This window comes from Steroidobacter sp. (assembly GCF_036402275.1).
Lineage (GTDB): Bacteria > Pseudomonadota > Gammaproteobacteria > Steroidobacterales > Steroidobacteraceae > Steroidobacter.
The window spans coordinates 94,932-108,069 of the sequence record NZ_DASWTF010000017.1 but is presented as its reverse complement, the minus strand read 5'-3'; the positions used below and the strand labels follow the sequence as shown (position 1 = coordinate 108,069).

General features: G+C 63.4%; 8 protein-coding genes. 5 read left to right on the top strand and 3 right to left on the bottom strand.

What is annotated here, in order from left to right; translation table 11 throughout:
• Positions 1-8 precede the first annotated feature (8 nt).
• The 3 genes from VGD45_RS09275 (at position 9) to VGD45_RS09265 (ending at position 4,971) form a co-directional block, all read left to right on the top strand.
• Positions 9-2,582, top strand: a complete 2,574-nt coding sequence (locus VGD45_RS09275; protein WP_331155008.1) for a LamG domain-containing protein — start codon at positions 9-11, stop codon at positions 2,580-2,582.
• Positions 2,583-2,593: 11 nt separating this feature from the next.
• A complete protein-coding gene (locus VGD45_RS09270; protein ID WP_331155007.1) occupies positions 2,594-4,165 on the top strand; it encodes a hypothetical protein in 1,572 nt (523 codons plus the stop codon).
• Between the two features lie 209 nt (positions 4,166-4,374).
• Positions 4,375-4,971, top strand: a complete 597-nt coding sequence (locus tag VGD45_RS09265; RefSeq protein ID WP_331155006.1) for a Uma2 family endonuclease — start codon at positions 4,375-4,377, stop codon at positions 4,969-4,971.
• Here the strand turns inward: VGD45_RS09265 and VGD45_RS09260 are convergent.
• Together VGD45_RS09260 and VGD45_RS09255 are read right to left on the bottom strand one after the other, a co-directional pair.
• Complete coding sequence (locus VGD45_RS09260) at positions 4,956-7,052, bottom strand: TonB-dependent receptor (protein ID WP_331155005.1); 2,097 nt, start codon at positions 7,050-7,052, stop codon at positions 4,956-4,958. The two genes, VGD45_RS09265 and VGD45_RS09260, sit on opposite strands and share 16 nt — an antisense overlap.
• Before the next feature lie 28 nt (positions 7,053-7,080).
• Positions 7,081-9,066, bottom strand: coding sequence for a pyrroloquinoline quinone-dependent dehydrogenase (locus VGD45_RS09255; protein WP_331155004.1), 1,986 nt, complete (start codon positions 9,064-9,066; stop codon positions 7,081-7,083).
• Between the two features lie 26 nt (positions 9,067-9,092).
• On the opposite strand from VGD45_RS09255, the gene VGD45_RS09250 reads away from it, so the two are divergent.
• On the top strand, positions 9,093-11,372 hold the full coding sequence (locus VGD45_RS09250) for a patatin-like phospholipase family protein (protein WP_331155003.1): 2,280 nt from the start codon (positions 9,093-9,095) through the stop codon (positions 11,370-11,372).
• An 11-nt stretch (positions 11,373-11,383) separates the two neighbouring features.
• Here the strand turns inward: VGD45_RS09250 and VGD45_RS09245 are convergent, their stop codons facing one another.
• Positions 11,384-11,626, bottom strand: a complete 243-nt coding sequence (locus VGD45_RS09245; protein WP_331155002.1) for a hypothetical protein — start codon at positions 11,624-11,626, stop codon at positions 11,384-11,386.
• Positions 11,627-12,179: 553 nt separating this feature from the next.
• On the opposite strand from VGD45_RS09245, the gene VGD45_RS09240 reads away from it, so the two are divergent.
• Positions 12,180-13,127, top strand: coding sequence for an AraC family transcriptional regulator (locus tag VGD45_RS09240; RefSeq protein WP_331155001.1), 948 nt, complete (start codon positions 12,180-12,182; stop codon positions 13,125-13,127).
• Positions 13,128-13,138: the final 11 nt, after the last annotated feature.

Sequence of the window (13,138 nt, the reverse complement as noted above, 5' to 3'; positions counted from 1 at the left end):
TTAGGAACATGAAGATCAAGAACCAGATGCTCGCGTTAGCGAATCTCAGCGTGGTCCGCTTTGCCGCCATCGCGGTGCTCGGCCTGTCACTCGCCGGTTGCGGCGGCAGCGGCGCCGACACCGAAGCCAATCCTGTTCCGCCACCGCCGACTTCCGGCGGCAACTACGGCGGTCCGCTGCCGGCGACGCCGGAAGTTCAGGCGTTCCGTACCGGTTTCTGGGAACCGGCGCTCAAGGAAGCGGGCTGCGACAGCTGCCACAACGCCGGCGGTCAGGCGCCGACGTTCCTGCGCACCGACGACGTGAACATGGCGTTCCAACAGGCCAACACCGTCGTCAATCAACAGAATCCCTCGCAGTCGCGCCTGGTCACCAAGGTGGCCAGCGGTCACAACTGCTGGAAGGGCAACGACCTGGCCGCGTGCGAATCCATCATGACCCGCTGGATCACCAACTGGGTCGGCGCCGCCGACTCCGGCGGTCGTCAGATCCAGCTGCAGGAGCCGGCGCCGGTCGATCCGGGGTCGCGCCGTCGCTTCCCGGGCCCGAACGAACCCGAAGCGGCCCTGTTCGAGGACATCTATAAGAAGCTCGACCTGTGGTGCTCGGGTTGCCATCAGGCGAACTCGGCCACCGCGCAGTCGCCGTACTTCGCGGCCGGCGGTCTGCCCGAAAACACCGCCAGGGTGGAGCCGACTTCGGACGCGTTCAAGCAGGCGTACATCGCCTCGATTCCGAAAATGAATCTGGACGATCCGGCGGCGTCGCGCTTCGTGGTCCGTCTGCGCAACGAGAAGCACAACTGCTTCAACGATTGCGAAGCCGACGCGACCGAGTTGCAGGCGTTGATCCAGGCGATGGCCGATGATATCGATCCGATCGACATCCCGGCGGAGCAGGTCGTCAGCAAGGCGGTCACGCTCTATAACGGCACGCTCGCCAGCGGCGGCAACCGTTACGAAAACAACTTGATCGCGCTGTACGAGTTCAAGGCCGGTCAGGGCCTGATCGCGGCCGACACCAGCGGCGTGGCGCCGGCGGCCGATCTGACCTTGTTCGGCGACGTGAGCTGGGTGGGCGGCTACGGCATCAACATCCGCGGCGGCAGGGCGCAGGCATCGACCACGACCAGCCGCAAGTTCCATCAGCTCATCACGGCCACCGGCGAATATTCCATCGAGGCGTGGGTCGTGCCGGGCAACGTGACTCAGGAAGATGCGCGCATCGTGAGCTATTCCGGCAGCGCCATGACTCGCAACTTCACCCTGGGCCAGCAGCTGTACAACTACGAGTTCTTCGCTCGCAGCAGCGCGACCGACGCCAACGGCGAGACCATGCTGTCGACCGACGACGATGCCGAGCGTCTGCAGGCGGCCTTGCAGCACGTCGTGATGACGTTCGATCCGATCAACGGCCGTCGTATCTACGTCAACGGTGAGTTCACCGGCGACGTGGACGGCGCGGGCGGCGGCACGCTCGACTCGTGGGACAACAGCTTCGCCTTCGTGCTCGGTAGCGAAGTGGGCGGCACGGTAGGTAAGTGGCAGGGCGTGGTCCGCCTGGTCGCGATTCACAATCGCGCGCTGAACCTGGCTCAGGTGCAGCAGAATTTCCAGGCCGGCGTCGGTCAGAAGTTCTTCCTGCTGTTCGGCATCTCGCACATCATCGATGTGCCGCGGTCGTACATCGTGTTCGAGGCCGAGCAGTACGACAGCGCCAGCTATCTGTTCCACCGTCCGAAGTACTTCAGCCTGGATGCGCAGGCGATGCCGGGCAACATCCCGCTGAAGGGCATGCGCATCGGCGTGAACGGCGCGGAAGCGGTGGTCGGTCAGGCGTACCGCTTGCTGGACACGGCGATCACCAACGATCTGTACTCGCCGGCGACCGGCCAGTTGCTGTCCTCGGTGGGCACGATCATTCCGGTGGAGCAGGGACCGGAGTTCGACGAATTCTTCCTGTGCTTCGATCAGCTCGGCACGGAGCTCCATCCGTGCGCGGCGTTCACTCCGGGCGTGCCCCCTGCGCCGGTGTTCGGTGACAACGCGTCCGATATCGGCGTGAAGCTGTTCGACGCCATCAACGCGACCATGACGGCCATCACCGGCGTGTCGCCGAACAACGAGAAGGTGAAGGCGACGTACGCTAGCGTGCGTCAGTCGCTGCCGGCCGTGCATGACATCAACGGCTATCTGTCTTCGCACCAGACCTCGGTCGCGCAGCTGGCCCTGCAGTACTGCAGCGTGCTGGTCGATGACACGACGCTCCGCGGCCAGTTCTTCGGCGGTGTCGACTTCGCCGGTCAGCTCGCGACCCCGAACACGACGCCTGTCACCACCACGGCTGATGTCGATCTGGTGGCGAATGGCACGGCCGTGGTCAACATCCTGCACGACAAGATGGTCGGCAACGTGCAGACCCAGCCCGACGTGGCTGGCCTGACGACCGACGTGGGCAACCTGATCAAGACCCTGTGCACGCCGGCGCTCGGCGGCCAGACCTGCGGCGGCAACCGCACGCGCGACGTGATCAAGGCCGCTTGCGGCGCCACGCTCGGCAGCGCCGCGACTCTGGTTCAGTAGAGGCTACTCGCATGTTCATCATCAAATCACAACGTAAACGTGCTCTCGGCCTGAACGAGCCTTTGCGGCACGGATCGCACAAGAAGCCGGTGACTCGTCGCGATTTCCTCGCGCAGGGCTTCACGACCGGCGCGGCGACGGTGATCGCACCGGCTGCGTTGAGCATGATGCCGCGCCGGGCCTCGGCGCTGACGCCGGATCTGGAAACGATTGCCAGCGGCGTCTGCGGCATCACCGGCGGCGCGGGCAAGATCCCGTTCATTTGTTTCGACCTCGCGGGCGGCGCGAACATCGCCGGCTCGAACGTGCTGGTGGGCAAGGAGGGCGGCCAGCTCGACTTCCTGAGCACCCAGGGTTATTCCAAGCAGGGCCTGCCGGGCAACATGCTGCCGAACAACTCCACGACCAACTTCATCAACACCGAGTTCGGCCTGGCGTTTCATTCCGACAGCGCGTTCCTGCGCGGCATGCAGGAAAAAACCACGGCGACCACGCGCGCCAATGTGAACGGTTGTGTCATCGCCGCGCGCTCGGAAAACGACACCGGCAACAATCCTCACAATCCGATGTACGGCCTCGCCAAGTACGGCGTCAAAGGCGAGTTGCTGACCTTGATCGGCTCGCAGAACTCCGACTCCGGCGGTAATTCCATGGCGCCGGCCATCATGATGGATCCGGCCAACCGGCCGACCAAGATCGATCGCGTCAGCGACGTGACCGGCCTGGTCGACACTGGCGAAGTCGCGCGCATCCTCAGCCCGAGCGACACGGTGCGTACGCTGGAAACGATGTATCGCATCACCGACCGCAAGCTGGCGTTGCCGAATGTTTCGACCGGCCTCGCTGACGATACGGACGTGGAGCGGCGTTTCCGCTGCGCCTATCTCAAGACCGCCGACACGGTGGAAACATTCAGCGATCCGGCCGCGCTGAACCCGTCGCTCGATCCGCGCGTCACCGCCCTGTTCGGCGCCAACTTCGGCGGCGATGGCGAATTCCAGAAGACGGCGTCGGTGATGAAGCTGGTGATCGACGGCAACGCCGGCGCCGGCACCATCAGCATGGGCGGCTTCGACTATCACACTGGCGAACGCGCCACTGGCGAGAATCGTGACCTGCGCGCGGGCCGCTGCATCGGCGCCTGTCTCGAATACGCCGCGCAAGTGGGCAAGCCGGTGATGATCTATGTATTCAGCGACGGCTCGCTGTCGTCCAACGGTCGCGTCGACGATTCGGCGGGTGGCCGCGGCAAAGGCGAGTGGACCGGTGACAATCAGCAGACCGCCGCGTCGTTCTTCCTCGTGTACAGCCCACAGGGCCGTCCCACGTTGTTGGGAGACGGCACTACGGCGGCGGCCCGCCATCAGCAGATCGGCTACTACAACGCCAACGGCGACGTGGTCACGAGCAGCAGCCCGGCCGCGAACAACGTCAACTTGCTGGTGCAGACCGTGATCCTGAACTACATGGCCTTGCACGGTGACACGAACCTGTTCAACGGACTGTTCAACAGCGCACTGGGCACGGGGGCGGCGCTGGATGGCCTGGTGGCTTTCAATCCCATCGTCACCGGCCCCGTCTGATTTTATTTCGCGCGAACGACTCCGGGCCCGGCTAGCCGCCGGGCCCTTTTATTTCCGCGTGCAACGCGCGGAGAGCGGTGCGCGGAAATCCCGCGGAGCGAATATCGCCTCTTACACTATTCCACGCTGAATAGTTGTTGCATTTCCGGGTGAATCGCCGAAATATCCGCGCGTTCGCGCCATAGCGACGCGGCTAAGGTCTCTCCAACATGGCTACCAACGCAATCAGCGACAGCGTGCACAGCCCGCACCGGTTTTCGGTCGAGCAGTATTACCGCATGGCCGAAGTCGGCCTGCTCGCGCCGGATGCGCGAACGGAGCTGATCGAAGGAGAGATCCGCGATATGCCGCCGATAGGATGTCCACACTCGGTCACCGTGGCGTGGTTGCATCGACAGTTGGCGAAGGCTGTCGGCGATCGTGCGTTGGTGGTCGAACAATACCCACTGCGCCTGAGTCGTCACACGGAGCCTCAGCCGGATCTCATGGTGTTACGGCCGCGTCGCGGTCTTTACTGGGACGCTCATCCAACCGCGCGCGACGTTCTGTTGCTCATCGAGGTGAGCGACAGTAGCTGGCTATATGATCGGGAAATTAAAATGCCCCTGTATGCTTCATACGGCGTGCAGGAGGCGTGGCTGGTGGATCTCTGCGTTACCGAGATCAACTGCTACCGCGCGCCGCACGGCGGGGCGTTCGTGGAACAGACGTCCACGCGGGCGCCGGAAACGCTAGCTCTGCCGTCGTTAGATGTATGCGTCGACCTGGCGCCGCTTTTCCGCCTCGGAAATCACTTCGTCTCGTAACGCACTTCGACGAACAACGTGCGGCCGCGGCCGGGGAAATAACGGTAGTTGCCGAACGCGAAGTCCGCGCGGTCGGCATAGGCGCGATCGGTGACGTTGTTCAGGCGAGCGATGGCGCGCCAGTTCTCAGTGGCGCGCCAGCTCACGCGCAGGTTCAACAAATCGTGGCCGCCATATTTGTTGGCGTTCGACGCATCCACAAAATAACTGCCGACAGACACCCACTCCAGCTCCGCGGCGGCCGATGACAAGAACGCCCAGTTCAGGCGCGCTGTGTTGATGTGACGGGGCGCGGTGTCCACGTCGCGGCCGGCGACGATGGTCTCCCCCTGCTCCACGGCGCGATTGAAGTCGTAGGTGTGTTTGGCATAGGTGCCGGCGAGCGCCAGTGACAGCGTTTCGATGGGCAGCCACGACAGCTCATATTCCACGCCTTCGTGCTCGGTGCGCCCGTCGCTCACGTTGAACGCGTTTGCATCCCGAAAGATCACATTGTCCTTTTCCATCTGGAAGCCGGCGAGCGAGTAGCTCAACGGGCCGAACACGCCGCGCGCGCCGAGCTCGATGCTGTCGAGACGCTCCGAATCCAGATCGGCCAAGGATTGCTGCCGCTGCAATCGATACAGCTCGCTGGTGTCCGGCGCGCGGTAGCCGCGAGTGCCGGTCAGATATAAGGTGTGATCCTCGGTCACTTCGTAGCTCAGGCCCAGCTTGGAAGTCACATTGCTGAAGTCGTCGCTGCGATCCGCGGGACGATTGAACAAACAGCCGGCGGCGCCGCAGGGGATGCCGTTGTCGGCCGTGTTGCCGCTGATCATTCGGTTGTCGTAGTCATAGTCGACGTACTCGTAGCGCACGCCGCCGATCGCTTTCCAGCGCTCGGCGAACGGCTGCTCGATCTGGCCATAGACGGCGGCGACACGGCTGTCCACTTGGTAGTCATAGTGCTTGCCTGCGGGCCGGATGGCGTTGGCGGCCGGCGCACCATCGGTGGCCGGACCGGGCTGTGTTTCTTTCAGGAATCCTTGTGCGAGCTCGACATCGATGCCGGTCAGCAGGCGTGTATCGTTGAACGCAGTGATATCGAGCGCGGTCAGCACGCCCATCGACTCCTGACCGTTTTCTTCGAACGGCTTGCCGATGAGGAAGTGTTGTATGAAATCCATGCGCGAGTAGCGGGCATAAGGACGCACGGACAGGTGCATGCGATCGCTCAACGGTTGCTCATAGCTGCCCGTGAGCCGCACTGCATAGGCATCCCGATAGGCTTCCGGATTGGGATTGGATTCGGCGATGGCTTGGTCGCGATACGCGTCGAAGCCCTGGATGAAGCCGGCGGTTTCCTGCTGAAGATTGGTCGCGGCGAGATTCAAGCCGAGCTGCGCATCGCCACGACGATGTGTGAGCCCGACATTCAGCTTCTGCTCTTCGATGCCCGAGCTGTCGCGCCAGCCGCCGTCGTGAGTCGCAACCACGACGCCGCCGATATCGGTCGCATCGCCCTTGTGACTCAAGCCGAGCTTGCCGCGATAGTACTCGTCAGGTCCGCCTTCGAGCGCCAGGCTGCGCGCCGGCAGATCGCCAGGCGGTGTCGTGATGACGTTGATCGCGCCATGCATCGCGCCCGATCCATAGATCACACCGGCCGGTCCACGGAGCACTTCGATGGATCCCGCCTGCTCGCTGTTGACCTCGAACAGCTCGTTCACATTGCAAAAGCCGGTGGGGCGGATCGGCACGCTGTTCTCGAGAAACAGAAACACGCCGCACGAGCCCGGACCGCTCAGCACGGGCGAGCGAATCGCCGTCAGACTTTCCTGGCCGCTATTGCGCTGGATCATCGCGCCCGGCGCGCGGTTCATGATTTCGTTGTGATGAGTCGAGCCGACGACCGTGACATCCTCGCCTTTCACCAGCGAGATGCTGCCGGCGAAGTCGCGCAGCTGTTCGGGCAGGCGGGTGCCCGTGACCACGACTTCTTCCACTCGTTTGCCCTCGGCCCGTTCCGCAGCCTGAACGTTGGCCAGACCCAGCGCCGTGCAACCCAGCAGGGCAGTCGAACCGAAGCGCAATCCACGCATGATGCAAAACCTGTTCGTTGAAGCGTCGTCAGTGCGCCGGCGGCAGTGCAAAGGCGATGACGTAGTCGCCCTGCTTGGTTTTCAGCCCGCCATGTCCCCCGGCCGCAATCACTACAAACTGGCGCCCGGCGGCCTCGTAGGTCATGGGTGTCGCCTGGCCGCCCGCCGGTAATCGACGTTTCCAAAGCTCGCGACCGGTCTCGATATCGAAAGCGCGCAGGTAATTGTCCGTGGCCGCGCCGATAAAGACCAGTCCGCCCGCCGTTACGATTGGCCCCCCCATATTCGGCATGCCGATGGTCCTCGACGGCACGAACCACGGCGTACGATCGCGCGTCGAGCCGAGCACGACCTGCCATCGGATGGCATTGCGCCGCAAATCCACTGCGGCCAGCGATCCCCAGGGGGGAGCCGTGCAGGGCAGGCCGAGCGGCGAGGCCAACATTTCACGGCGCATGCCGTAGGGTGTGCCGGTCTGATGGGCGAACTCGGAATCCAGGTAACTCCCCGAGTCGCGCATCGGTTCGAATTCGTTGCGCGGGACCAAGGTCACGACCATGGGTACGTGATTCACCGGGGCCAGAATGAGCTGACGCTCCGGATCGTAGGCGAGGCTGCCCCAGTTCACGCCGCCGACGAAACTCGGCGAGAGAATGGTTCCTTGCAGACTGGGCGGAGTGAACAAACCTTCGGATCGATATTTGCCGATGAGCTCGCGACAGCGCGCTCGATCGATCACTGTCAGACCCCAGGCATCCTGCGGCGTAATGGCGGCGTGCGAAACCAGCGCTGGCGTGGCCGGAAACGGCTGGGTCGGCGACACGACTTCGCCTGGAACATTCGACACCGGGACCGGACGCTCGACGATCTCGAACACAGGCTCGCCGGTCTCGCGATCGAACACGAACAACATGCCGGTCTTGGTAGCCTGCACGACCGCGGGAATGGCTTTGCCCTCGCGTTCGATATCGATCAGCATGGGCTGCGCGGCGACGTCGTAATCCCACAAATCGTGATGAACGAGCTGACGATGCCAGACCAGTTCGCCGGTGTCGGCGCGCAAGGCGACGAGCGAATTGGCGTAGTTGTTCAGCCCCGGGCGTTCGCCGCCGAAAAAGTCAGGGCTCGCGCTGCCCGTCGGAACGAAAATCAGACCGCGTCCGGTATCGACCGAGAAAATGGACCAGGCGTTTGCGGCGCCGGTCTTGCGAGCGCCATCTTCCGACCAGCCGCGTGTCGCAGCTTCGGCGCTCGTGGTTGGAATGGGATCCCACGACCAGCGCTGCGCGCCAGTACGGGCATCGAATGCGCGGACGATGCCTCGCTCCAGCTCAACGGCGCGATTGTCGCCGATAGCCGAGCCGACGATGATGAGGTCGCGATACACCGCCGGCGGCGATGTCACTAAATATTGACCGCGTTCAGTCGGCCGGGCCGCAGCCGCCAGATCGACGCTGCCCTTGATGCCGAAGTCGGCGCACCGCCCGCCATTGCGTGCGTCCAATGCGATCAATCGCGCATCCAGGGTGCCGATGAAAATGCGTTGTGAGCAACGGGCATTGGGTTCGGCTGACTCATCCGTCCACCACGATACGCCGCGCGAGGTGGCTTCCGAATAGTGCAGATGGCGCGGGATTTTCGGGTCGTGGCGCCAGCGGAACTTGCCGGTGGCGGCGTCGAGCGCGATCACGATGTCGGTCGGCGTGCTTAGATACAGCGTGTCTCCCACGAGAATGGGCGTCGCTTCGAACGACAGCTTGTCGGCGCGGATGAAACCTACGCCGAGCTCGCCGGTGCGATAGGTCCAGGCAATCTCCAGCTGATCGACGTTTTCCCGCGTGATTTCCCGGGACGCGCTGTGTCGAGTGCCGCCGGAATCGCCGCCGTAGTACTGCCACTGAGCGTCAGCGTCGTTGAGCCGTCGGTGCGGAGGCGCGGCGTGCGCCGGGCCGACGGCCAGCATGGCCAGTGCAAGCCAGAACGGCTTGGAAAACAGGCGACCGGTCCATGACATGCAAAAAGCCTATCGGCGAAGGTTCGATGTCACAAGCTCTAGCCTATAATTTCTGGATGAAGGCCCACCTCGCATGCCGCGCGCGGCGCTTCCCTGCGTCGTTGATCGCGATGTTCATCGCGCTGGTCCTCGGCGCGTCGTCGATATCAGCATCGCTGGCCGACACGACGGAGCAGGCGCGACCGCGTGTCGGCCTCGTCTTGAGCGGGGGCGGCGCTCGTGGAGCCGCGCATGTCGGGGTGCTCAAAGTGCTCGACGAAATGCGCATTCCCATCGACGCGATCGCCGGCACCAGCATGGGCGCGGTGGTCGGCGGCATGTACGCCACCGGCATGCCGGTCGCCGACATCGAAAAGTTACTGCGCTCGGTGAACTGGGAGGACGCGTTTCGCGATCGTCCGCCGCGCGAGGAACTGGGTTTCCGGCGCAAACAGGACGATCGGGAGTTCCTGGTGCGTTACGCGCTGGGAGTGACTGACAAGGGATTCGCGCTACCTCGCGGTCTGGTTCAGGGTCAGAAACTCGAGCAGGTGTTGCGGGGCGCCTCGCTGCCCGTGGCCGCCATTCAGCATTTCGATCGTCTGCCTATTCCATTTCGCGCTGTGGCGACGGATCTCGAGACCGGCGAAGCAGTGGTCATGGATTCCGGCGACCTGGTCACGGCGATGCGCGCCAGCATGTCCGCACCTGGCGTGTTCGCGCCGGTCGAGCGCGACGGCCGGCTGCTGGTGGACGGCGGGCTCGTGGAGAACTTGCCCGTAGAAATTGCGCGCGCGATGAAAGTCGACGTGCTGATCGTGGTCGATGTGAGTTTCCCGCTGTACGCCAGCGAAGACCTCAAGTCGCCCATCGAGATCACCAACCAGGCGTTCGCGATTCTGATTCGGGGCCGCACACGCCAACAACGCGCGCTGCTCGGTCCCAACGACATTGTCATCGAGCCGCCGCTGGGCCGCTTCGCTTCGGCTGAGTTCTCTCGCGTGCCGCAAGCCTTGCGCGCAGGCGAGGCGGGCGCGCGAGAGGCGGAAACATCGCTGCGGCGACTGGCGCTCAGTCCCGATGCTTATTTGCGATACCTGGCCACGCGCAATCCTCGTGACAGCAGCTTGCCCACCATCGAATTCGTGCGCGCCGATCCTCGCTCGATGGAATATGACCCGCTGGTGAAGGCGACCATGAGCAATCTGGTCGGCCAGGCCATGGACGCCGATCGCGTGCGCAACCAGTTATCCTCGCTGTACGCGTTGGATCGCTTCGAGTCCATCGATTACAACTTGATCGAAGAGGACGGCCGCGCCGGGCTCGAGCTCGACCTGCGACGCAAGAGCTGGGGACCCAGTTACGTGCGCTTCGGTTTGAATCTCGAAGACAACTTCGAGGGCACGAGCCGCTACAACGCGGCGGTTCGTTTGCTGTCGACCGAGCTGAACGGCCTCGGCGCCGAATGGCTCACCGATCTGCAGATCGGCGACACCCCCAAGTTGTTCACCGAGTTCTATCAGCCGCTGTCGCTGGCCAGCCGTTATTTCATCGCGCCCAGTTTCGATTTCGAAGAGCGCAGCGTGTTCCAGCTGCAGGAGCGCGATTTGCTCGCGGAATATCGTGTGCGCACCTTGCAGGGCGGCCTGGACGTCGGGCGCGAGATTTCAAATTGGGGTGAGGTCCGGCTCGGCATGCGCCGTGGCACCGGTCGGGCGCGAGTGTTGATCGGCGATCCCACGCTGCCGGTCGCTGAGTTCGATCGCGGCGGATATTTCGCGCGCTTCTCTTACGACAAGCTCGACAGCATTTTCTTCCCACGCCACGGTCAGCAGTTCGAGTTTCAGTGGCGCGGCGAGCGGACCAACATCGGCTCGGAGGAAAATCTCAACGCGTTCGAAACCTCGTGGCTGGTGGCGCGCTCGTTCGATCGCCACACGCTGATCTTCTGGCTGGAGGGCGGCACGACGGCGGACGCCGAGTTCGCGCGACCGGAGAATTTTTACTCGCTCGGCGGGTTCCTGCGTCTGTCGGGTCTGCCGGCGGGTTACCTGGCCGGGCCGCACTATGGCATCGGCCGGCTCATCTATCAGCGCCGCATCGGCCGCGGTGGCGAGGGTGTGCTCGACTTTCCAGCCTATGCAGGCATGTCGTTGGAAGCGGGCAATACCTGGCTCGACAGCTCCGACGCCAGCTTCGGCGATCTGCGTAAGAACGCCAGCTTGTTCCTGGGCGTGGACTCGCCGCTCGGCCCCGTCTACCTGGCGGCGGGCTACGATCAGAAAGGGGACAGAGCCTTCTATCTGTTCCTGGGCAGGACCTTCTAGAAAGCCGACGCTTAGCGGTCGACTTTCTCGAATTCCAGCGTCGGCCGATCGCCCGGGCGGAAGTAGACGTAGCGGCCGCTCATTTCCTTGAGCATGCGATCGCGCTCTTCACGCGTGGCGTACCAGTGTTCGCGCGTCCAATCGCCTCCGACGAGGTTCTTGAACGGATCGGTGGAGCGCAGCTTCACGCGAATGCCGAACTGGCAGTCGCGCGGCATGGGGCGCGCAAGGTTGTGTTCGTGAGCGATGGGCATGGGCAATCTGGACAGGTTCTACGAGTCTGGACAAATTCTAAACGGGGCGCGATTTTACCCGGGTGACGCCGGTCCCGCCTAGCCGCATCTATCACGACCGTCCCCCGCCGAATTCTTTTTGCGTCGTGGTGTCTTTCCGAGGGCACTCGGCTCGTCTTTAGCGCGGAGCCACCCCAATTCGCTGCTCGGCGCCCCGATTCGAATTCGATCGTGGCGTCGCTGCAACTTTTTGCCCGGTGATCGCATCAATCCTGCTTGCGCAGTTGGCATAGGAGCGTGCGCGGCCTGTCTCATTCATTGCGTAATTCACTCGACGCCTGACTGAAGTGAGTGGCCGACTGCAACCTTTCGCCGCATGCCGCAATCAGATCATCGTAAACCGCTTGTAGACGACGCCAAATGGCGCGGAAATGGTAACAACTCAACCGATTTCCAGGATGTGTCACGTTTTAGGGCGGGATCGCGAGGGGCGCCGCGCGGGCCAGATCGCGATCCCGGTGAAGCCGGTTTTGTGGCCGGTGTTGACTGCTAAGCAACGGGGAGGGGTAACGGGATGATTCTCCGTCGAACCCATGAGATGGTGAGTGGTGATCTCAGTGCGGCGTTGGCGCGACAGCCCAGCACCGAAAATACCGTAGTGAGCCTGCACACGCAGGTGGCCGATTACTCGCTGGACGGTGAGCGCTTTGCGCTGTTGAGCGCGTGGGGCGGGCGTCAGGAAGTCACGCTGGATAACCGGCGCATCGCGGTCGATGACGACACCTGGTTACCGATTCCCTCCGGTGCGGCGACGGTACGAATTCGCGGCTCGGAGCCCGTCAACGTATTGACGGTGCTGTTCCGCCGGGGCATGCCGGAAGAAGTGCTCAACGCGCTCATTACGGCCGACGACCGTTTGCTGGACGAGGGCGAGGCGCAGGTCTCGGCGGCGTTGCCGTTCATTCCTCACCTGCAGACCCACGACCGGGGCGTCACGCCGGTGCTGCTGTTCATTCGCCGTCATTGCGAGATGGGCTTGAACGATCCGCTGTGGTTCGAGGAGCAGTTTGCGTTCTTGTTGGAGCGCATGCTGGCCCGGCACCGAGATGTGTTGCAGCGGGCGCGCGGCGTGCCCGTGCGTCGCGCAGCCACGCGTCGCGAGATCCTGCGCCGGGTGTCGCTGGCGACGGATTTCATTCACTCCAACTTCGACAAGCCGTTGATGCTGGGTGACATGGCTCGCGCCGCGTTCTTGTCGCGGCATCACTTCCTGCGGTTGTTCAAACATATCCACGAAGTGACGCCACACGAGTATTTGCAGCGTAAGCGTACGACTGTCGCCGGTCGGCTGTTGCGCGGAAGTGAGATGGCGGTGGAAGACATCGTGAAGGTGGTCGGCTTCGACTCCCGCTCGACGCTGTTCCGTGCGTTACGCCGCTTCCATGGCGTCACTCCGCGTGAGTGCCGTCGTGCCGCCGACTCGCTGACCTTCATGGGCGGCGTGGGAGCGGCCGCTGCGTGAGCCAGAGTGTG